The organism is Streptomyces sp. NPDC090088, from assembly GCF_044747345.1.
Classification (GTDB): domain Bacteria; phylum Actinomycetota; class Actinomycetes; order Streptomycetales; family Streptomycetaceae; genus Streptomyces.
In genome coordinates this window covers 526,349-546,463 of record NZ_JBIVDZ010000002.1, presented here as the reverse complement: position 1 = coordinate 546,463, position 20,115 = coordinate 526,349, and the positions used below count along the sequence as shown (strand labels likewise).

The window sequence follows — 20,115 nt, the reverse complement described above, 5'->3', positions numbered from 1 at the left end:
GAGTGCGAATCGGGCTCCGCGAACCCAACCTCGTCCGTGCGCCCCGTCCGGCGGTGCGCACAGCCCCCACGATCACCAGCGTCCGGCTCCACAGAAGTGTCACAGTCGGCCGGATCCGGCCGCCGCGAGTGACGTTTGGTCAGCTCCGGACGCTGTGTCTAAGCGTTGCCTGTGTGACAGGCGTGACAGTGCCTGACAGGCGTGACAGCGATGGTCTTCTTCTAGGGGTGGGGACGAGTGAGTCCACGCGGCAAGCGTGCGTACAGACCGCTGAGCGTGAAGCGGCGGGTGTGGCTGACGCTGGGTGCGGTGGTCCTGGGCGGCGGGGGCGTGGTGTCGTACGCCGTCGCCAGCCCGTCCGCCGGTCACGGGGCCGGCGGACAGGCCAAGCGGCCGGTGCGGGTGTACGACCTGGCGCTGACGGGCGGCGCGAGCGGCGAGCGGAAGCTGGCGCGCACGGACACCAGGCAGTTCTCGCTGCTCGGCGTCTCGTGGACCGGGGCGGCCAAGCGGCTGCACGGTACGGCCCAGGTGCGCACCCGGTCCGTCGGCACCGGCGAGTGGACCGCCTGGCACGACCTGGAGGCCGCCGACCCGCTGGAGGACCCGGAGGCCGGCGCCGACGCGCGCGGTGCCTCCGAGCCGCTGTGGGTCGGCCCCTCCGACGGTGTCCAGGTCCAGGTCGTCCACCAGGACGGCTCCACCAGCTCCGGGCTGCCCAAGGGGCTCCAGGTGAACCTGGTCGACCCCGGGGTGGTGACCGACGCGGAGGCGAAGGCCGAGCCCGCGGCGTTCGTGGTGGAGGGGAGCCCGAGTGACAGCGCGTCACCCGCCGACTCGCAGTCGCCGGCCGGCTCCGAGTCGCCCGCCGGGTCCCCTTCGGCCACCGAGTCCGCTACGGCCTCCGACTCCGCCGCCCCGAGCGACTCGGCCTCCGTGTCCGAGTCCCCCTCGGCGACGGCCTCCGCCTCGGCATCGGCGTCGGCATCCGCGTCGGCTTCGGCTTCGGCTTCGGCGAGCGCGTCCGCCAGTACCCCCACCGCTCCGCCGTCCACCGTGCCCGAGCCGCCGATCGTCTCGCGGGCCGGCTGGGGCGCCGACGAGTCGCTGAGCCCGGACCCGTCGGACTACAACGCGGACGTGAAGGCCGTGTTCGTGCACCACACGGACGGCACCAACGACTACACGTGCGCGCAGTCCCCGGCGATCGTCCGGGGCATCTACGCGTACCACACGCAGACCGAGCACTGGAACGACATCGGCTACAACTTCCTGGTCGACAAGTGCGGCACCATCTTCGAGGGCCGCAAGGGCGGCGTCGACCTGCCGGTGCTCGGTGCCCACACCTACGGCTGGAACCGGGAGTCGGCCGGTATCGCCGTGCTCGGTGACTACACCACCGCCGGTGCCACGGACGCGGCCCTGACGTCGATCGCCCGGCTCGCGGCCTGGAAGCTCGGCCAGTACGGCGCCGACCCGGCCGGGACCGTGAAGCTCACGGCGGGCGCGACCCAGACCAACTACCTCGGCACCGCCTACACCTCGGGCACCGCGTACACCTTCAACCGGATCTCCGGTCACCGCGACGGCTACAACACCCAGTGCCCCGGCAACTCGCTCTACCCGCAGCTGCCGACCGTCCGCGCCTGGGCGGCCGGCCCGGTGCAGGGCCTGAAGCTCACCTCGCTGTCCGGCGCGGGCCTGTCCGGCTCGACGTACTACACCAAGGGCACGGTCACGGCGAAGTGGTCGACGACCACGCCCGGTTCGCTGATCTCGAAGTTCCAGGTGCTGGTGGACGGCAAGGTGGCCGCCACCGCCTCCGGCACGGCGACCTCGGCGAGCGCCACGCTCACCGCGGGCAGCCACAGCGTCGCCGTACGGGCCGTGCACCAGTCGGGCAGGACCGCGACGACGGCCGCGCTGACCGTCGTCACCGACACCACCGCGCCCACCTTCACCACCGCGCCGAAGCTCTCCCTGCGCACCGGCACCGTCAGCGCCACCGCCGTCCCGGTCACCCTCGGCTGGAAGGCCGCCGACAACGCGGCGCTGAAGTCGGTGAGCCTGCTCTCCCCGACGACGGCCGCCTTCGGCCCGACCACGACCGGCTCCAGCCGCACCGCCAAGCCGGGCTCGGCGTCCGTCTGGTCGATGAAGGCGGCCGACTACGCGGGCAACACCCGCACCTCGTCGCCGTCCTTCACCCCGGTGATCCTCCAGGAGACCTCGGCCGTCAGGTCCGGTACCTGGACGGCCCGGTCGTCCACCAACTACCTGGGCGGCAAGTCGTACTCCAGCGGCTCCAAGAACGCGAGCCTGAGCTGGACCTTCACCGGCCGGTCCGCGTCCTGGGTGGTCAGCCGGGCGGCCACCTCGGGCCAGGCGTACGTGTACGTCGACGGCACCAAGGTCGCGACCGTCGACCTGAAGTCCGCGACGACCTCCTACCGCCAGGCGATCTGGACCAAGAGCTGGTCGTCCGGTGCCAAGCACACCGTGAAGATCGTGGTGGTCGGCACCAGCGGCCGCCCGACGGTCACGACGGACGGCCTGGTGTACCTCAAGTAGCCGGAGAGACGGCTCAGGTGGCCGAGTCCACCGGTTCGGGCGTCCGCTCCCGCGCTTCCAGCGGGACGGGCGCCCGGTCCGCGTTCACGACCACTCCGGCGACGAGCGCGCCCAGCAGCAGCGCGGCCATCGCCCACCAGGTCGCCACGTTGAAGCCGTGCACCGCGGCCTTCGCCTCAAGGAGCGCCCGGTTCGGGATGCTCGCGGCGTGCGCGCCGGCGTACCGGGTGGTGACGCTCGCCGCGATGGTGTTGAGCAGCGCGGTGCCGATCGAACCGCCCACCTGCTGGGCGGTGTTGAAGGTGGCCGAGGCCGCGCCCGAGTCACGCGCGGCGACCCCTCCGGTGGCCAGGGAGACCGAGGTCATCATCGCCGTACCCATGCCGAGGCCGAGCATCAGCATGCCGGGCAGGATGTGCGAGGCGTACGCGGGCTCGACCCCGACCTGGGCTATCAGCGCGAGCGCTCCGGCCGCCAGCAGCAGTCCGGGGACCATCAGCACGCGCGGCGGGACCCGGTGCAGCAGCCGGGCGGCGACCTGGGTGGAGCCGGTGACCATGCCGACGGTGATGGGGAGGTAGGCGACGCCGGTCTTCACGGGCGAGTACCCGAGGACGCGCTGCATGTAGTAGGTGAGGAAGAGGAAGACGCCGAACATGCCGATGGTGGTGAGCAGCACGGTGAGGAAGGCGCCGACGCGCTGCCGGTCGCGGACCACCGTCATGGGGAGCAGCGGGACCGGGGCGCGGGTCTGCCAGAGCCCGAAGAGGCCGAGCAGGGCGACCCCGCCGATCAGCAGGGTCAGGACCAGGGAGTCGGTCCAGCTCCGGGACTCCGCCTCGGAGAAGCCGTAGACCAGGGCGAGCATGCCGGCCGAGCCGAGCAGGGCGCCGGGTACGTCGAGGCGGGCGTCCGGGTGGCGGCCGCCGCCGGGCAGCAGGACCCAGGCACCGGCGAACGCGACCAGCGCGATCGGCACGTTGACGTACAGGCACCAGCGCCAGTCCAGGTACTGGGTGAGGAAGCCGCCCGCGAGCAGCCCGACCGCCGCGCCGGCGCCGATGATCGCGCCGAAGATGCCGAACGCCTTCCCGCGGTCCTTCGGATCGGTGAAGGTGGTCGCGAGCAGCGACAGCGCGGCCGGGGCGAGCAGCGCGGCGAACACGCCCTGCAGCGCCCGCGCCCCGAAGAGCATCCCCTCGTTGACCGCGGCCCCGCCGAGCGCGGAGGCGGCGGCGAAGCCGACGAGCCCGGTCAGGAACGCCATCTTCCGTCCGGCCAGGTCGGCGATCCGGCCGCCGAGCAGCAGCAGTCCGCCGAAGGCGAGCGTGTAGGCGGTGATGACCCACTGCCGGTTCCCGTCCGACATGTGCAGGGCGGTCTGGGCGGAGGGGAGCGCGATATTGACGATGGTCATGTCGAGCACGACCATCAGCTGGGCCAGTGCGATGACGACCAGGACCCACCAGCGTCGGTTTTCGGCCATGGGTCAATCGTGCCCCCGCCAGGGCCAGTTGGGAACGGCCGCGTCTCCAATTTCGGGGTTTTTGCCGAACCGCCGGCGCCGGGCCGGCTACGCCACCGCGTCCCGGCAGAGCAGCCGCAGCGAGCCATGGCCGCCGTAGCAGCGCCGGGCCTCGTCGATGGGGTCCCACAGCCGTCCGTCGTGGGTGCGGATCCAGTGGTCGCCGCCCGACGCCCACCACTCGGCGCCGCCCTGCCGGACGATCACCTCGCCGGCGTAGGCGCCGAGGCCGCGGAGCATCTCCCGCACGGCGTCGTACGGCGCGCCCTCCCGGCGTATCTCCTCGATCGTCCGGTCGACCCGCCACAGGCTCTGCGCCGAGTAGTCGAGCCGGACCCGCGCACCCTCGCGCATCATGGCCACCGCGTCCGCCGCCCAGCGGGCCGGTTTCACGGCGGCGTGCGGCCTGGGCTGCTGCTGTGCTGTCACGTAGTGGGCTGTCACATAGAGAAGAGCGAGGTCAGCGGCGTTTTCGTCACCCGGATCCGGGCTGTTTCCGCAACCGGCGCAGGACCCCCTCAAGTCCGCCGCAGCTCCACCGCACGGCACGCACAGGAAGCTCTCAGGTCCGGCGGTTCAGGCCCGGCCGCGGGCCCGGCGGGAGACCACCGCGCGCAGCACCCGGCGGCCCTCGGTGGAGACGTCCAGCGCGCGGCGCAGTCCGGCCGCGCCGTGGCCGGCGATCAGTTCGAGGACGGTGACCTGCCGGCGGAGTTCGGCGGCGACCAGCGGGGACATGCCCTCGGCACCGCCTTCGCGGCGGGTGTCGGCCGGGGCCGCCGCGCCTTCGGCGGGGTCCAGGAGCCGGTGGATCTGCAGCGAGGCGACGGAACAGGCGTCGGCCCAGACCCGGATGCCGGCCGCCTCGTGCGACTCGGGCGCGGCGGCGAGCATCCGGCGGGCGAGCATCTCGGCCTCGTCGGCGTCCCCGGCGGCGGTCTCACCGGTGCCGAGCGAACCGCGCGCCTTCTCCAGCCCCTCGCCCCAGTCGGAGCCGTCGGCGAGGCTCGTCCACAGCGGCCGCAGCACCAGGTCGTCCCCGCCGAGCAGCGGCACGCACCGATCCAAACAGGCCAATCCACTGGCGGCCAGTCCGCGTTCATCGGCCTGCGCGATCAGCTCCACCAGGCTCATGCCACGCCTCCCACACCGGTCCATACCAAGGCGCCGACCTTTACGGAGCCCGCACTTCCCCTAACTGCGTGCGATCCGCCGGGAGTGTCACAGCGGTACGACGCCCAGCAGGTCGAGCAGCCGGAAGAAAGGGTTTTCGGCCAACGGCGCCGACGGGTCCGGGTCGGCACCGAGGACGGCGAGGAGCGCGTCGGCGCCGACGGTGTGCCCGGCCTCGGCCGCCCAGGCGACGGCGCGGCCGGCGGCGTCCCGGGGTTCGAGGAAGTAGTCCTCCAGGGACAGTCCCTGTTCACCGACCCCCAGATACCGGCCCGCCGCGGCCCGGCCCAGACAGGTGGCCCAGCCGCCGCTCTCCGGCCCCGCCGCCTCGACGACCACACAGGCGCCGTCCATCACGTAGCCGAACAGCGCGGGCGAACCGGTGCGCGCGGCGAGGGCGTTCATGCTGCCGACGTCGGCGTCCGGGCTGTCGTACTGCCACACCTGCCAGCCCTCGGGAGCCGAGGTCCGCAGCACGCCCCCGTCGGGCGGAAGCCCGCCGCGTCCGACGACGAAATACCCCCAGTGACCCATACCGGTCCCCCCTCGTCCCGGGCCGAATACACCACAGAGGCAGGGGAGTCCGCCAGACGCGTGCGGCCGCGGATCAGGGCGCGAATCACGCCGCAGACCAGTGCGCGGATCAGGGCACGGATCGGTGCACGGATCAGAGCGCGGGTCAGAGCGCGGCCGGGGTGGCGCCCGCCATCGCCTTCTCGTGCTGCATCCGGGTCAGCCGCACCACGAGGAGGATCGCGAGGACGGCGGCGGCGATGTCGAGGGAGTCCGAGATCGCCATCCGCAGGGCGCCGTCGCGGACCTGGGCCGCGCCCTCGGCGTCGCCGTCGCCGGTCGTGGCGAGGCGGTCGGCGAACAGCGAGGCCAGCCAGAGCGTCCACCAGGCGTTGACCAGCGCGTGCGAACGGGTCGTGCCCCAGGGGCTGCTGGCGTCCCAGATGTCGAGGGTGATCCGGCGCGGGAACCAGAGGTTCACGACGGGCACGAACCAGCCGCCGATCGCCCAGCCCGGCGACTTGCGGTGCCCGAGCGGGTTGAAGACCTGGGCGTTGGCCCGCACCCGCTGGAACCAGCACAGGTACACGATCACGCAGGCGACCAGCGCGACGGCCTGGGCCCCGGCGGCCGCGGCCAGGAGCGAGTCGGCGCGCTCGGCCCGGCGGAAGGCGGCGGCGCTCGGCTCGCCGTCGGCCAGCGCGCCCGCGGCGTCGTACTGGAGGAGGTCCGCAGCGACGGCGAACAGATCGGCGGCGACGACGACCCCGAGCAGCACCACGGCGGCCCAGCCGAGCCCGACCGGCGAGCGCAGCCACAGCCCCGGCGAACTCCCGAACGCCGGGACGGGCTCGGACGAGTCGCCCAGGCAGCGGTGGCACAGGGTGGCGCCGGGCGCGGCGGCGAAGTGGTGGCAGCGGGCGCAGATCAAGGCGGAGTCCCCCCGGGGTAGGGCACGGAACCCTCCCCCGGTCCGCGCGCGGAAGCGGAACATACGGCCCGCCACCGCCGTACGTCCACCTCTGACCGCGTATCAGCCCAGCTTGTCCGCGAGTCCCTCGAACGCGGTCCACGACAGCGCCGGGGTGCGCGGGTCCCAGAGCTTCTGCGCGGTGGCCCGCAGCGGCATCCGGATGCCGGCGGCCACCTGGTCCTGCGTCTGGGAGCCCGCGAGGTCGCACCAGACCGCGAACGAGCCGCCGAGGATCTGCGCGTCGTAGGCGGCGGGGACGGCCGTCGTGCCGCGCAGCACGCGCGGGGTCCACTGCTGGTAGATCCGCTGCCCGGTCGGATAGACGAAGGTGTTGGGCTCGCCGAGGACGTAGTAGAGGAACTCGTCGTTGTAGTTGAGGACCTTCCGCCCGGCGCTCAGGTACTCCGCCGGCTGCCGGGCGCCGATCTCCTTGCCGGTCCAGTAGGCGACCTGGAGGTCCTCGGCGGGCTGCACGGAGGTGCCCCGGAAGAAGCCGTCGTTCCAGACCCGCAGGGTGCGGTCGTGGGCGCGGACGGTGTCGGCGCGGTCCCCCAGCCAGCCGGTGGTGAGGTCGGCGACGGTGCCCGAGTCGCCGTATGCCTGCCGCGCGGCGTCGGCGAGCTGCGGGTAGGAGGCCTCCGGGTCGGCGACGGTCAGGGCCTGGTACTCGTCGCCGCCGAGGTTCCAGTAGGAGCCGGGGAAGACGTCGGCGTACTCGTCGAGCAGGTCGTCGACGAGCTTCGCGGAGGCGTCCAGGGAGATGTCGACGGCGCCCTTGGTGGCGACGCCCTGCGCGTCGCGGAGTTGCAGCTCGGGGTGGGCGGCGAGGACGGCGCCGAGGTGACCGGGCGAGTCGATCTCGGGGACGACCTGGATGTGCCGGCTCGCGGCGAGCGCGACGATCCTCTTGACCTGGGCCTTGGTCAGATGGTCCTTGGAGACGATCTCGGGGTGGGTGGCGGACTCGATCCGGAAGCCCTGGTCGTCGGAGAAGTGCAGCCCGAACTGGTTGTACTTGAGATCGCCGAGCTCCTTTATCCGGGCCTCGATCCACCCGGCGGTGAACGGCTTGCGCGCGATGTCCAGCATGAACCCGCGCTGCGGCTTGGCCGGCTGGTCCTTCACGACCCCCTCGGGGGCGGTGCCACCGCCGTGCACCTCCTGCTTCAGCGTCCGGGTGCCGTAGAAGACACCCGCGTCCCCGGGCCCGCTGATCCGCACCGACCCGCCGCGCACGGTCATCGTGTACGACTCCGGGTCCCCCGTCCCACCGAGGTCGAGCCGCAGATCACCGGCGCGTACGTCCTCGTCCGCGCCCTTCTGTCCGGCGTACGCCAGCCCCAGCTCGCCCGCCGTCAGCCGGCCCTCGTCGGCCAGCGCCGGGTCGCTCACCACGACCCGCCCGTTCTTCGCGGGGCGCCAGCCGGGTCCCCGGGCGGCGGTGTGGGAGCGCACGGCGGGGATGGTGCGCGGGGCCCGGGAGAGGGGGTAGCTGCGGGTGGGCGCGGGAGTGGGGGTGGCGGCCCCGGCCCGGTCGGCGGACGAGGCGGCCTGGCTGCTCCCGGCGGGCCGCCGGGCCGATCCGGCCGCCGTCTCGCCGTCGCCGTCGTCGGAGGCGGCCCACACCCCGATGCCCGTACCGAGCGCGACGGTCCCCACGAAGGCGGCGGCGACCACCGCCCGCCGCCGCGCGACCTGCCGTCCCGAAGGCCTGCGCCTGTGCTGGCTCACGGCCCCAACCTACGACGCGACCACCGCACCGACGTCATCCACCCGCTCTGAAACTCTCCCGTTCGGGTGAAATTCAGGCAACCAACGGACACATCGTGAACGTCCTCGATAACGTCGACGACACATCTCTCCCAGCATCCCCTGCCACACCGCATGTGACGCGAGGACCCACGCTGCCCGCCCACCGTCTGCCCCATCTCCCCACCCCGCTGGACGCCTTCAACGCCGCCCCCGACACCGAGGCCGGCGCGCTGCTCCTGCACTGCCTCCACAACCTGCGCTGGTCCCGCCGCATCGCCGACCACCGCCCCTACCCCGACGTGGAGTCCCTCCTGGCCGCGGCGGACGAGGCGGCGTACGACCTCTCCCCGGCGGACCTGTCGGAGGCACTGGCGGGCGAGTGCCTGCCGGACCTTCCCGAGGACACCTATTCGGCGGCCCACACGGCCCTCACCGCCGCCCACGCGGCTTACGAGGCCAAGTTCGGGCACGTGTTCGTCATCCACCTGGGAGACACGTCGCCCGCCGAATCCCTGGACCGCGTCCTGGAAGGCATCCGGTCACGTTTGACAAACGATCCGGAAGAGGAACGGATCATCGCGGCCGAGGAACTGCGGCGCCTTGCCGGGCAACGGCTCACCGAGAAACTCAGGGGCGCGGGGAACTGCGCGACCAGCCCAAACGCACCCGCACCCGGCAAATGACCAAACCCGGCACCCCGGACGCCGCCCGGCTAACCCATACGCGTGCCACTTTGATCACACCGGTAGGCCCGGCGTAAGCCCGGCGGCAGCGCATCGCTACGATGCTGGGGGCCGGTGGACCGTACCCGGCCGGGCCCGACCGACACCCACAAGCCGGCGCGGCCCCGATACCCCGCTCCCGGAGGGACTTCCGTGCCGGCTGGAACGCTGTACCGCGGCCGGGAAGGAATGTGGTCCTGGGTGGCTCACCGAGTCACCGGCGTCCTCATTTTCTTCTTCCTGTTCGTTCACGTGCTGGACACCGCTCTCGTCCGCGTCTCCCCCGAGGACTACGACAAGGTCGTAGCCACGTACAAGACGCCGATCGTCGCACTGCTGGAGTACGGCCTCGTGGCCGCCATTCTCTTCCACGCGCTCAACGGCCTGCGTGTCATCGCCGTCGACTTCTGGTCGAAGGGCCCGCGCTACCAGAAGCAGATGCTCTGGACGGTCGTCGGTGTCTGGGTCGTCCTGATGGCCGGGGCCATTTACCCCGTTCTCGGCCACGCCGCTCGTGTCCTGTTCGGGAGCTGACGCAGATGTCGACCACTGAAACCACCGCCGGCGTCGGCCCCGTCGAGGGCGCGCCCCTCTTCAACGTCGACAACCCGGCCCCCCTCATCGAGGCCCCGCGCAAGCGCACCAAGAAGACCCCGCGCTCCACCCGCGGCAACTTCGAGATGGCCGCCTGGCTGTTCATGCGCCTGTCCGGTGTCGTGCTGGTCGTCCTCGTCCTCGGCCACCTGCTGATCCAGCTGGTGCTCGACGGCGGCGTGTCGAAGATCGGCTTCGCCTTCGTGGCCGGCCGCTGGGCGAGCCCCTTCTGGCAGGTCTGGGACCTGCTGATGCTGTGGCTCGCGATGCTGCACGGCGCGAACGGCCTGCGCACGATCATCAACGACTACGCGGAGCGCGCGAACACCCGGCTGTGGCTCAAGGGCCTGCTCTACACGGCCACGGTGTTCACCATCCTGCTGGGCTCGCTGGTGATCTTCACCTTCGACCCGAACATCCGCTAGGCACGGGGCTGAGGTACTAACGACATGAAGATCCACAAGTACGACACCGTCATCGTCGGCGCCGGCGGCGCGGGCATGCGCGCGGCCATCGAGTCGACGAAGCGCAGCCGCACCGCGGTTCTGACGAAGCTCTACCCCACCCGGTCCCACACGGGCGCCGCGCAGGGCGGTATGGCCGCCGCGCTCGCCAACGTGGAGGAGGACAACTGGGAGTGGCACACCTTCGACACGGTCAAGGGCGGTGACTACCTGGTCGACCAGGACGCCGCCGAGATCCTGGCGAAGGAGGCCATCGACGCCGTTCTCGACCTGGAGAAGATGGGCCTGCCGTTCAACCGGACGCCCAACGGCACCATCGACCAGCGCCGGTTCGGCGGCCACTCCCGCAACCACGGCGAGGCCCCGGTCCGCCGGTCCTGCTACGCCGCGGACCGCACCGGCCACATGATCCTCCAGACGCTGTACCAGAACTGCGTCAAGGAGGGCGTGGAGTTCTTCAACGAGTTCTACGTCCTGGACCAGCTGATCACCGAAGAGGACGGCGTCAAGAAGTCCTCGGGCGTCGTCGCCTACGAGCTGGCCACCGGCGAGATCCACGTCTTCCAGGCGAAGGCCGTCATCTACGCCTCCGGCGGCACCGGCAAGTTCTTCAAGGTGACGTCGAACGCGCACACCCTGACGGGCGACGGCCAGGCCGCGGTCTACCGCCGTGGTCTGCCGCTGGAGGACATGGAGTTCTTCCAGTTCCACCCGACCGGCATCTGGCGCATGGGCATCCTGCTGACGGAGGGCGCCCGCGGTGAGGGCGGCATCCTCCGCAACAAGGACGGCGAGCGCTTCATGGAGAAGTACGCGCCGGTCATGAAGGACCTCGCGTCCCGTGACGTCGTCTCCCGCTCCATCTACACGGAGATCCGTGAGGGCCGCGGCTGCGGTCCCGAGGGCGACCACGTCTACCTCGACCTCACCCACCTCCCGCCGGAGCAGCTGGACGCGAAGCTGCCCGACATCACGGAGTTCGCGCGCACCTACCTCGGTATCGAGCCGTACACGGACCCGATCCCGATCCAGCCCACCGCGCACTACGCGATGGGCGGCATCCCGACGAACGTCGAGGGTGAGGTCCTCATCGACAACACCACCGTCGTCCCGGGCCTGTACGCGGCCGGCGAGGTCGCCTGCGTCTCCGTCCACGGCGCCAACCGCCTGGGCACCAACTCGCTGCTCGACATCAACGTGTTCGGCCGCCGGGCGGGCATCGCGGCCGCCGAGTACGCGCACACCGTGGACTACGTCGACATCCCGGAGAACCCGGCCGAGTTCGTGGTCTCCCAGATCGAGCAGCTGCGCACCTCCACGGGCAACGAGCGGGTCGCCACGATCCGCAAGGAGCTGCAGGAGACCATGGACGCCAACGTCATGGTGTTCCGCACCGAGCAGACGATCAAGACGGCGGTCGAGAAGATCGCGGAGCTGCGCGAGCGCTACAAGAACGTCTCGATCCAGGACAAGGGCAAGCGGTTCAACACCGACCTCCTGGAAGCGATCGAGCTCGGCAACCTCCTGGACCTCGCCGAGGTCATGGCGGTCTCCGCCCTCGCCCGCAAGGAGTCCCGCGGCGGTCACTACCGCGAGGACTACCCCAACCGCGACGACGTCAACTTCATGCGCCACACCATGGCGTACCGCGAGGTGGGCGACGACGGCACCGAGTCCATCCGTCTCGATTACAAGCCGGTCGTCCAGACCCGCTACCAGCCGATGGAGCGTAAGTACTGATGGCAACCCCCGTTCTGGACAAGGTGGAGGCGGAGGCCGCGGCCTCGGACCACCTGATCACCGTCACCTTCCGGGTCCGCCGGTTCAACCCGGAGGTCTCGGCGGACGCGGTCTGGGAAGACTTCCAGCTGGAGATCGACCCGAAGGAGCGTGTCCTCGACGGCCTCCACAAGATCAAGTGGGACGTCGACGGCACGCTGACCTTCCGCCGGTCCTGCGCGCACGGCATCTGCGGCTCGGACGCGATGCGCATCAACGGCAAGAACCGCCTCGCGTGCAAGACGCTGATCAAGGACATCAACCCCGAGAAGCCGATCACGGTCGAGCCCATCAAGGGCCTGACGGTCCTCAAGGACCTGGTCGTCGACATGGAGCCGTTCTTCCAGGCGTACCGGGACGTCATGCCCTTCCTCATCACGAAGGACACGAACGAGCCCACGCGCGAGCGTCTCCAGACCGCCGAGGACCGCGAGCGCTTCGACGACACCACGAAGTGCATCCTCTGCGCCGCCTGCACCTCCTCGTGCCCGGTCTTCTGGAACGACGGCCAGTACTTCGGCCCGGCCGCCATCGTCAACGCACACCGCTTCATCTTCGACTCGCGTGACGAGGCCGGCGAGCAGCGCCTCGAAATCCTCAACGACCGCGACGGCGTCTGGCGCTGCCGCACCACCTTCAACTGCACCGACGCCTGCCCCCGCGGCATCGAGGTCACCAAGGCCATCCAGGAAGTCAAGCGGGCACTGATCACCCGCCGCTTCTGACCTCCGTTCCACTACGGCGACAAAGGCCCCGTTTCCCCCGAGGAGCGGGGCCTTTGGCATACCCGTCGCACAACGGCCTGTTTTGGCATGTCCCACCCACTTCTGAAGGAAAAATTCCGCCCGCACACTGCCAACACGGCGTCTGGGCGGGCTGGATGGGGGACTACATGGCTGAAGGGCCGTCGGACGGCCAGGGCGGCGCCCTGGAACCCCCGCCACTGGGCATCGGAGCCGCGACGAAGGAAGCCCACTTCGTGGCGGCTCCTCTTCTCACGGCCGCCGCGCTCTCCCTCGCCGGCGTGGTGGGCGGCGCGGACGACGCGTTCCGCTGGCCGGGCCCGACACTCCTGCTGCTGGTGGTCACCGCGCTGACGCTCATCTTCAGCATGCAGCTCGCCTACAACGCGCGTGTTTACCTGTACTCGCGCCAGGATCTGGCCGACGACTACGCCGACCTGGAAAGCGGTCCGCCGCCCGACGACTACATCGACGAGCTGTACGGACTTGCCCAGACGCGCTGGCGGAACGAGAACCGTCACGCCGTGGCGGTCTACGACCTCGGCACCGTTCTCCTCGGCCTGGGTATCGCCGCCTCGCTCGCGCCGCCCGATTGCGGCAGACAGGCAGCATGGCGTTGGACGGCCGCTGTCGTCGTCCTCGTCTGCGCGCTGGCGGACGGCGCCTGGGCCGCCTTCTGGAAGAAGTACTGACCCCTTCCCGTCCGACCCGGAGGAAACATGCTGGAAGAAGCGGTACTCCCCGGCCATCCGATCGTGGGCGAGCCCTGCCCGGGGTGTCGCGTCAGGCTGCCGTGGCAAGCGGTCGGACTCTCCGTTCCGGGGGTGCGCCCGCCCACGGTCCAAAAGGCCTACGCCGCAGCGGTGGCCGGCGACCCCACTGACCTCCTCAAGTACCTGGACCCGGGGAAGTACGACAGGGAGCACAACGTAGTCCCGTACAAGGACGGCTCCCGGAGGCTCTGCCGCTTCAGCGCATACCCGTCATGGCTGTTGAGCCACTGCAAAGAGGCCACGGACGTGGACGACTGGGTAGTCCTGCTGCGGAAGCTGAAGGAGGACTCGAAGGACGACTCGAAACTGAAAGACCTGTGGCTGCCTTCCGCATGACCGGCGGTCCCCTGCCCTAGAGCGGTGCGGCGCCGCCTCCGTCGTCCGCGCCGTGGTCGTACGGCAGATCCGTCACCCGCGTTCCGGCGAGGAACTCGGAGAGCCGGTAGAAGGTGTCGTCCTCGGCGTCGCGGTCCGCTGGCAGCGGATGGTGGAGCGCGGCCAGCAGGTCGAAACGGTGCAGGTCGTAGGTGACGCGCATCAGCCCGGCGTACGACTGAGCCGTGGTCACCGCTCCCTTGTAGGCCACCGCGGCCAACACGAGACCGGTGCCGGACCACCAGCACACGGACCACTCGTCGATCAGCGCCACCGCGCCGACCAGAGTGAGCGCCAGGAAGCACCAGCACAGGTTGACCGACGTGTCGAGGGCATCGCGGGTGGAGCGGAGCGCCGCCGCGAGACGGTCGGACACCTGGGGATAGATCCGGGGCCAGGAGGAGAGCGTGCTCAGGCCGTAGCGTTCACCGGCGCTCAGCTCACCCGCGCGCAGGGCGTTTCCGAGCGCCGTGGGCAACAACACCTCGGCCGGCGGCTGGGCGGCAAGACGCCGCTGGGCGTCCCCGCTCACCCGCTGCGTCGCGGGCCCGCCCTGTGTGCCGTCCGCATGGGCCCGGCTGTGCAGCGCCCGCCAACGCCTGCGCTGCAGACGGATGAGCACCTCCGCGAGGTGGGCGGTCGGCGTCCACCGGTCCCAGTACCCCTCCAGGGCGCGTATCGCACGCACCTGGAACGGCTGCAGCAGCAGGCCGAGCAGTGCGGCGGTGGCGGTGATGGTCGTGAGGAGGGCCAGCGCGGCCGTGGGATCGGCCGGGCGCACGGCGCCCCAGTCGCTGTGCCCCGAGAAGCTGCCCGCGCGTATCAGGGCGAGCACCCCGGCGACGAACAGGGCGCACGGCGCGAAGTGCACCGACAGCACTCGTCGCACGGCGCCCCGTCCTCCCCGTACACCACCACAGTTCTGAGCGGTGTTCAGTATGAGGGCGGGGCCGGGGTCAGCTCGCGGCAGGCCTCTGCCACTCGCGGGCGCCTGCCGCGCGCATGAGGGCGAGGGCCGAGTCGGGGTCGCCGGAGAGCAGGGGGTGGACCAGTTCGACGTAGCGGACCTGGCCCGTGAGGGATCTGCGGAGTTGGCGGAGGGTGCGGGCGCCGAAGGAGACCTCGCCGCGGCGGGATATGAAGCCTGCCGCGAGGGCGAGGCCCTCGACGCCGACCTTGCACTCGGTCAGGGCGGTGCGGCGGCAGGCGTGGATCTCGACGTCGCCCTGCCAGAGGCCGAGGACGATCTTGTAGGTGACCGCGGGGCCGATGTAGGTGGCGACGGCCAGATGGCGGTCCGGGTCGGTCTCGCCCGGTCCGTCCAGGCCCAGCCGCTCGGCGACCCCGGCGAACGCCGCCCGTACCTCGCCGCAGAAGGCCTCTGCTCCCGGAGCCATCCCCGCCCCCTCGCTCGCGCGGCACCGACGAGGGCACAGCGTACCGACGGGGCGGACCGTGTCTCGGCCCATTGAGTGACCCGACGGTCAGCCCGCCCGGCAACTGTCATCTTCGCTCCTAATCTGATCGCATGTCAGATGACGAGTCGTACGAACTGCTCGGTTTCGACAATGTGCTGATCCCCGTCGGGGATCTCACGGCCGCCGTCGCCTTCTACGAGCGGGCCGGGTTCGCGGTCGGGTTCCGGTTCGACGAGGGCGGGATCGCGTTGCTGAGGGTCGGGGGCGAGACGCCCGGCATCCTGCTGCGGGTCGAGGAGGGGCTGGGGCACCGGCCGGCGGTGTGGGCCGCGCCGCGGGTGTGGCTGGAGGTGCCGGACGCGCGGGTCGCGGCGCGCAGGCTCAAGGACGCCGGGATCGCGGTGCTGGACGAGCCGTTCTCGGTGGCCACGGGGTGGACCGTCGAGGTCGCCGACCCCTGGGGGAACGTCCTCGGGTTCACCGACTACATCAAGCGGCCGGAGCTCGGCCGGCGGGCGTGAACAGGGTCACTCCGCAACCGAGTTGAACACGTTCAAAAGCAGGTCTACAGTCATCCCCGTCAGCGTTTTGAACGCGTTCAAGAAGGGGTGGGGCATGGACCGTACCGTCATCGCCTACGTCATCTACCTGCTCGTCAGCATCGGGCTCACCATCTGGGTGGCCCGCACCCTCAGCCACAACGGGCGGATCTTCCTCTCCGACGTCCTGCAAGGGAACGAGAAGCTCGCCGACGCCGTCAACCACCTCCTGGTGGTCGGCTTCTACCTCGTCAACCTCGGCTTCGTCGCGCTCTACCTGCACACCAGCGACACGATCGAGGACACCCGCGGCATCTTCGAGGCGCTGTCCTCGAAGATCGGGGTCGTGCTGCTCGTGCTCGGTGTGATGCACCTCGGCAACGTGTACGTGCTGAACCGGATCCGGCGCCGCGGGATCATGGAGAAGGAACAGCTCCCGCCGGTCCCGCCGCAGGGCTGGACCGCGCCGGCGGCCGGGGCGTGAGCACCGTGACCGCCACCGACGACCGGGGCGCCGCGCGCGTCCCGGTCCGCGGGCTCACCGTGCTCTACGACGCCGAGTGCTCCCTCTGCACCCACCTGCGCGACTGGCTCGGGCGCCAGCCGCAGCTGGTGCCGCTCACCCTCGTCCCCGCCGGGTCGGACGAGGCCCGGGCCCGGTTCCCCGGGCTCGACCACTCGGCCACCCTCGACGAGGTCACGGTCGTCGGGGACGGCGGGCAGGTCTACCGGGACACCGCCGCCTGGATCGTCGTCCTGTGGGCGCTGCGGGAACAGCGGCCGCTCGCCCACCGGCTGAGCACGCCGGCGGGGGCGCGGCTGGCCCGGGGCGCGGTGCTGGCCGCCGCCTGGTGGCGGGGCGGGCTGGGGAACGGGAAGGTCTTCCGGCGGGAGGACGGGTGGGTGTACGAACCCGGCATCGGGTGGATCTACGACCCTCCGGGCTGTGCCGGCGCCGTCTGCGCCACTCGTTAGGCTCTGTCCGTGTCCGCGAAGAACGACGGTCCCGTCGAGGCCGCTGCCCAGAGCAAGTCCGAGCAGACCCGCGCGCTGATCCTGGAGACCGCGATGCGGCTGTTCCGGGAGCGCGGCTACGAGAAGACCACGATGCGGGCCATCGCCACGGAGGCCGGGGTCTCCGTGGGCAACGCGTACTACTACTTCGCCGGCAAGGAACACCTGATCCAGGGCTTCTACGACCAGCTCGCCGCCGAGCACCGGGTGGCGGTCCGGGAGGTCCTGGACCGGGAGACCGACCTGGAGGCGCGGCTCTCGGGCGTGCTGAAGGTGTGGCTGGACATCGCGCGGCCGTACCACGAGTTCGCGGTCCACTTCTTCAAGAACGCCGCCGACCCGGACAGCCCGCTCAGCCCGTTCTCCCCGGAGAGCGAGCACGCGCGCGAGGAGGCGATCAGCGTGCACCGGGAGGTGCTGGCGGGGGCGAGGACCAAGGTGGCTCCTGAACTGCGCGATGTGCTGCCGGAGTTGATGTGGCTCTCGCAGATGGGGCTGGTGCTGTACTGGATCTTCGACCGGACCGAGGGGCGGGAGCGCAGCTACCGGCTGGCCGAGCGGGGGGCCCGGCTGACCGCGCGAGGCGTCTCCCTCGCGCGGTTCCGGGTGCTACGACCGCTCGTCCTCGAGGTGCACGAGCTGTTCACGGACTTCCTGCCGGGGATGACCCGGGTGCTGCCGGATCCGGTGGGCAGGGAGCTTCGGTGACCCCCCTCAGGGCCGGTTGACCGCGTCCACCTCCCCCTCCGCCAGCTCGACGTCGTACACCAGCGGCCCCTCCGTCACCGTCACCTGCCGGGCCTTCGAGCCGTACGACTCCGAGGACACCGCGAGCAGATAGGCGCCCGGGGACGGGACCGACACGATGTACGAGCCGTCCGCGAGGGAGGTCACCCGGTCCAGCTGACGGCCGCCCTTGGACATCAGGGTGACCGAGGCGTCCTCCACCGGGTCGCCGTCCGGGGTCCGGACGAAGCCGTGGATCGCGGTGGCCGGGCCGGTCGGCTCGGCCGGCTCCGGGGCCGTCTCCTGGGGCTCCACGGCCAGGTGCGGGAGCCGCTTGTCCAGCCAGGCCGGCAGCCACCAGTTCGAGTTGCCCAGCAGGTGCATCGCCGCCGGGACCAGGGCCGTACGGAGGATGAAGGCGTCCAGGGCGACCGCCGCCGCCAGGCCCACACCCGCCGTCGCCGCGCCCGAGTCGCCGCTGAGGACGAAGGCCAGGAAGACGCAGACCATGATCAGGGCGGCGGAGTTGATGACCCGGCTGGTCTCCGCGAGGCCGACCCGGACCGCCCGCGCGTTGTCCTTGGTGTGCACCCACTCCTCGTGCATCCGGCTCACCAGGAACACCTGGTAGTCCATCGAGAGGCCGAAGAGCAGGGAGAGCATGATGACCGGGAGGAACGCGTTGATCGGGCCCTCCTTGCCGAGTCCCAGCAGGTCCAGGCCCCAGCCCCACTGGAAGACCGCGACGAGGACGCCGAAGGAGGCCGCCGCCGCGATCAGGTTCATCAGGGCCGCCGTCAGCGGGACCACCAGGGAGCGGAAGGCGATCAGCAGGAGCAGGAAGCCCAGGGTGATGATCGTCGCGATGAAGAGCGGGAGCCGGTCGCCGGTGACCGAGGCGAAGTCCTTCGACACCGCCGTCACACCGCCCACGTGGGCATCGGCGCCCGCCTTCGGGATCACCTGGTCGCGCAGGGTGTCGATGAGGTCGTCGGTCTCCTTCGACTGGGGCGAGGTGGTCGGGACCACCTGGATGACCGTGACCCCCTGGGACGGCGGCAGTTGGGCGACCTGGGCGATCCCCGGGGTCGACTCCAGGCCCTGGACCAGCTTCGCGGTGTCGCCGCCGACGCTGACCACCTGGAGGGGGCCGTTGAAGCCGGGGCCGAAGCCCTCGGCGAGCAGGTCGTAGGCCTTCCTGGTGGTGGTGGACGCGTCGTCGTTGCCCTGGTCGGTGGCGCCGAGGCGGAGCGAGAGGACCGGGATCGCGAGGACGGCCATGACGACCACGGCGAGCGCGGCGATCCGGCGCGGGCGCTTCTGCACGTTCGCCGACCAGCGGGCCGCGAGCCCGCTCGCCTTCTCCGGCTCCGGGCCCTCGGCGGCCAGCCGGCGGCGCTGGCGGCGGCTGAGGACGCGCGGGCCGAGGAAGCCGAGCAGCGCGGGCAGCAGGGTGGTGGCCGCGAGGACGCTCAGCACGACCGTCAGGGACGTGCCGATGACCACGCCCTGGAGGAAGGCCAGCCGCGTGACCAGCATGCCGGCCAGCGCGATGCAGACCGTGCCGCCCGCGAACAGCACCGCCCGGCCCGAGGTGTTGAGGGCGGTGACCGCCGACTCCTCCGGGTCCATGCCGCGCAGGATGCCGCGCCGGTGCCGGGTGACGATGAACAGGGCGTAGTCGATGCCGACCCCGAGGCCGATCAGGGAGGCGAGCAGCGGCGCGATGTCGGGGATGTCGGTGACGTGGCTGAGCAGCTGGGTGGAGAACAGGCCCATGCCGACGCCGAAGACGGCGATCGCGATGGGCAGGGTCATCGCGAAGAACGAGCCGAAGGCCAGGAACAGCACGACGGCGGCGGCGATGATGCCGACCATCTCGGACAGGCCCTGCGGCGGCTCCTGGACGCGCTGGATGGCCTGGCCGCCCAGCTCCACCTGGAGGCCGTCGCGTTCGGCGGCCTGCGCGGTGTCCAGGACCTTCTGGACCTGTTCCTTCGGGATCTCGTTCGCCCGCTTGGTGAAGGTCAGCTGGGCGTAGGCGATCCTGCCGTCCTTGCTGATCTGCGCCGCGCCCCGGTCGCCGGCGTAGGGGCTGGTGACCGCGCCTACGCCGGGCAGCTTCGCGATCTTGTCGAGGGCCGGCTGGACGCGGCTCTTGACCGCCTGGTCCGTCACCGAGCCGCTGTCGGCCTTCCACACCACGGTGTCCGTGTCACCGGAGGTGTTCGGGAAGGCCTTCTCCATCAGGTCGTACGCCGTCTTGGAGTCCGTGTCGGGGAGGGAGAACACGTTCGCGTAGTTCGTGCCCGCCGAGGAGGCCGAGAAGCCCACGCCGACGAGTGCCCCCACCCACAGCAACAGGACCACCAGCCGGTGCCGATAGCACCACCGTGCCAATGCCGTCACGCTCAACAGCTCCTTGTCGTAGATCACTTCGGTCGGTCGGTCCCCCAGGTCC

The 20,115-nt window shown here is 71.1% G+C and carries 21 protein-coding genes; 12 read left to right on the top strand and 9 right to left on the bottom strand.

All coding sequences use genetic code 11. The features are described 5' to 3' along the window. Positions 1-276: 276 nt before the first annotated feature. Positions 277-2,571 (top strand): N-acetylmuramoyl-L-alanine amidase, encoded by a 2,295-nt coding sequence (locus ACIPSJ_RS11205; RefSeq protein ID WP_401345182.1) that lies wholly within the window; start codon positions 277-279, stop codon positions 2,569-2,571. Positions 2,572-2,584: 13 nt separating this feature from the next. Here ACIPSJ_RS11205 and ACIPSJ_RS11200 read toward each other — a convergent pair whose 3' ends face one another. The 6 genes from ACIPSJ_RS11200 to ACIPSJ_RS11175 all read right to left on the bottom strand — a co-directional run bounded on the left by ACIPSJ_RS11200 (position 2,585) and on the right by ACIPSJ_RS11175 (position 8,486). Beyond that, entirely contained in the window at positions 2,585-4,057 is a 1,473-nt protein-coding gene (locus ACIPSJ_RS11200; protein ID WP_359218019.1) for a DHA2 family efflux MFS transporter permease subunit, read from the bottom strand. 87 nt (positions 4,058-4,144) lie between these two features. After that, positions 4,145-4,525, bottom strand: a complete 381-nt coding sequence (locus ACIPSJ_RS11195; protein ID WP_355715739.1) for a hypothetical protein — start codon at positions 4,523-4,525, stop codon at positions 4,145-4,147. A gap of 147 nt (positions 4,526-4,672) precedes the next feature. Next, positions 4,673-5,230, bottom strand: coding sequence for a hypothetical protein (locus ACIPSJ_RS11190; RefSeq protein ID WP_401345179.1), 558 nt, complete (start codon positions 5,228-5,230; stop codon positions 4,673-4,675). Positions 5,231-5,317: 87 nt separating this feature from the next. After that, positions 5,318-5,803: a hypothetical protein gene (locus ACIPSJ_RS11185; RefSeq protein WP_401345177.1), complete on the bottom strand. Its 486-nt coding sequence runs from the start codon at positions 5,801-5,803 to the stop codon at positions 5,318-5,320. 145 nt (positions 5,804-5,948) lie between these two features. After that, complete coding sequence (locus ACIPSJ_RS11180; RefSeq protein WP_401345175.1) at positions 5,949-6,713, bottom strand: DUF4328 domain-containing protein; 765 nt, start codon at positions 6,711-6,713, stop codon at positions 5,949-5,951. A 102-nt stretch (positions 6,714-6,815) separates the two neighbouring features. Continuing rightward, a complete protein-coding gene (locus tag ACIPSJ_RS11175; RefSeq protein WP_401345173.1) occupies positions 6,816-8,486 on the bottom strand; it encodes a glycoside hydrolase family 20 protein in 1,671 nt (556 codons plus the stop codon). Positions 8,487-8,641: 155 nt separating this feature from the next. Between ACIPSJ_RS11175 and ACIPSJ_RS11170 the strand changes: the two genes are divergently transcribed. The 7 genes from ACIPSJ_RS11170 (at position 8,642) to ACIPSJ_RS11140 (ending at position 13,918) form a co-directional block, all read left to right on the top strand. Further along, positions 8,642-9,190: a 2-oxo-4-hydroxy-4-carboxy-5-ureidoimidazoline decarboxylase gene (locus ACIPSJ_RS11170; RefSeq protein ID WP_359218009.1), complete on the top strand. Its 549-nt coding sequence runs from the start codon at positions 8,642-8,644 to the stop codon at positions 9,188-9,190. Positions 9,191-9,382: 192 nt separating this feature from the next. Continuing rightward, positions 9,383-9,763 (top strand): succinate dehydrogenase, cytochrome b556 subunit, encoded by a 381-nt coding sequence (sdhC, locus tag ACIPSJ_RS11165; protein ID WP_043406142.1) that lies wholly within the window; start codon positions 9,383-9,385, stop codon positions 9,761-9,763. A 5-nt stretch (positions 9,764-9,768) separates the two neighbouring features. Continuing rightward, complete coding sequence (locus tag ACIPSJ_RS11160) at positions 9,769-10,248, top strand: succinate dehydrogenase hydrophobic membrane anchor subunit (RefSeq protein WP_351714984.1); 480 nt, start codon at positions 9,769-9,771, stop codon at positions 10,246-10,248. A 24-nt stretch (positions 10,249-10,272) separates the two neighbouring features. Next, positions 10,273-12,027 (top strand): succinate dehydrogenase flavoprotein subunit, encoded by a 1,755-nt coding sequence (sdhA, locus tag ACIPSJ_RS11155; protein WP_355728745.1) that lies wholly within the window; start codon positions 10,273-10,275, stop codon positions 12,025-12,027. Beyond that, entirely contained in the window at positions 12,027-12,791 is a 765-nt protein-coding gene (locus tag ACIPSJ_RS11150; RefSeq protein ID WP_359218005.1) for a succinate dehydrogenase iron-sulfur subunit, read from the top strand. Before sdhA ends, ACIPSJ_RS11150 begins: the two co-directional genes overlap by 1 nt. A 167-nt stretch (positions 12,792-12,958) precedes the next feature. Then, positions 12,959-13,501 (top strand): hypothetical protein, encoded by a 543-nt coding sequence (locus ACIPSJ_RS11145; RefSeq protein ID WP_401345170.1) that lies wholly within the window; start codon positions 12,959-12,961, stop codon positions 13,499-13,501. 27 nt (positions 13,502-13,528) lie between these two features. Then, positions 13,529-13,918: a hypothetical protein gene (locus tag ACIPSJ_RS11140; RefSeq protein ID WP_401345169.1), complete on the top strand. Its 390-nt coding sequence runs from the start codon at positions 13,529-13,531 to the stop codon at positions 13,916-13,918. 16 nt (positions 13,919-13,934) lie between these two features. On the opposite strand, the gene ACIPSJ_RS11135 is transcribed toward ACIPSJ_RS11140, so the two are convergent. Beyond that, a complete protein-coding gene (locus ACIPSJ_RS11135; protein ID WP_401345167.1) occupies positions 13,935-14,846 on the bottom strand; it encodes a hypothetical protein in 912 nt (303 codons plus the stop codon). A gap of 67 nt (positions 14,847-14,913) precedes the next feature. Then, complete coding sequence (locus ACIPSJ_RS11130) at positions 14,914-15,354, bottom strand: hypothetical protein (protein WP_401345166.1); 441 nt, start codon at positions 15,352-15,354, stop codon at positions 14,914-14,916. Between the two features lie 131 nt (positions 15,355-15,485). On the opposite strand from ACIPSJ_RS11130, the gene ACIPSJ_RS11125 reads away from it, so the two are divergent. The 4 genes from ACIPSJ_RS11125 to ACIPSJ_RS11110 all read left to right on the top strand — a co-directional run bounded on the left by ACIPSJ_RS11125 (position 15,486) and on the right by ACIPSJ_RS11110 (position 17,636). Beyond that, entirely contained in the window at positions 15,486-15,896 is a 411-nt protein-coding gene (locus ACIPSJ_RS11125; RefSeq protein ID WP_359217997.1) for a VOC family protein, read from the top strand. 94 nt (positions 15,897-15,990) lie between these two features. Next, a complete protein-coding gene (locus ACIPSJ_RS11120) occupies positions 15,991-16,398 on the top strand; it encodes a hypothetical protein (RefSeq protein WP_359217995.1) in 408 nt (135 codons plus the stop codon). Further along, the gene (locus tag ACIPSJ_RS11115; RefSeq protein WP_401345163.1) at positions 16,395-16,889 is read left to right on the top strand and encodes a thiol-disulfide oxidoreductase DCC family protein; all 495 of its coding nucleotides are present in this window, start codon (positions 16,395-16,397) and stop codon (positions 16,887-16,889) included. The genes ACIPSJ_RS11120 and ACIPSJ_RS11115 overlap by 4 nt, the downstream gene beginning before the upstream one ends. Before the next feature lie 9 nt (positions 16,890-16,898). Beyond that, entirely contained in the window at positions 16,899-17,636 is a 738-nt protein-coding gene (locus ACIPSJ_RS11110) for a TetR family transcriptional regulator (protein ID WP_359217991.1), read from the top strand. A gap of 6 nt (positions 17,637-17,642) precedes the next feature. On the opposite strand, the gene ACIPSJ_RS11105 is transcribed toward ACIPSJ_RS11110, so the two are convergent. Continuing rightward, entirely contained in the window at positions 17,643-20,054 is a 2,412-nt protein-coding gene (locus ACIPSJ_RS11105; RefSeq protein ID WP_401346210.1) for an MMPL family transporter, read from the bottom strand. Between the last annotated feature and the right edge of the window lie 61 nt (positions 20,055-20,115).

Excerpts from the sequence above, each read along its gene's own strand:
- sdhA (WP_355728745.1), top strand. The coding sequence starts at position 10,273 with ATGAAGATCCACAAGTACGACACCGTCATCGTCGGCGCCGGCGGCGCG.
- ACIPSJ_RS11190 (WP_401345179.1), bottom strand. The coding sequence starts at position 5,230 with ATGAGCCTGGTGGAGCTGATCGCGCAGGCCGATGAACGCGGACTGGCC.
- ACIPSJ_RS11200 (WP_359218019.1), bottom strand. The coding sequence starts at position 4,057 with ATGGCCGAAAACCGACGCTGGTGGGTCCTGGTCGTCATCGCACTGGCC.
- ACIPSJ_RS11185 (WP_401345177.1), bottom strand. The coding sequence starts at position 5,803 with ATGGGTCACTGGGGGTATTTCGTCGTCGGACGCGGCGGGCTTCCGCCC.
- ACIPSJ_RS11145 (WP_401345170.1), top strand. The coding sequence starts at position 12,959 with ATGGCTGAAGGGCCGTCGGACGGCCAGGGCGGCGCCCTGGAACCCCCG.
- ACIPSJ_RS11160 (WP_351714984.1), top strand. The coding sequence starts at position 9,769 with ATGTCGACCACTGAAACCACCGCCGGCGTCGGCCCCGTCGAGGGCGCG.
- ACIPSJ_RS11130 (WP_401345166.1), bottom strand. The coding sequence starts at position 15,354 with ATGGCTCCGGGAGCAGAGGCCTTCTGCGGCGAGGTACGGGCGGCGTTC.
- ACIPSJ_RS11150 (WP_359218005.1), top strand. The coding sequence starts at position 12,027 with ATGGCAACCCCCGTTCTGGACAAGGTGGAGGCGGAGGCCGCGGCCTCG.
- ACIPSJ_RS11120 (WP_359217995.1), top strand. The coding sequence starts at position 15,991 with ATGGACCGTACCGTCATCGCCTACGTCATCTACCTGCTCGTCAGCATC.
- ACIPSJ_RS11125 (WP_359217997.1), top strand. The coding sequence starts at position 15,486 with ATGTCAGATGACGAGTCGTACGAACTGCTCGGTTTCGACAATGTGCTG.
- ACIPSJ_RS11140 (WP_401345169.1), top strand. The coding sequence starts at position 13,529 with ATGCTGGAAGAAGCGGTACTCCCCGGCCATCCGATCGTGGGCGAGCCC.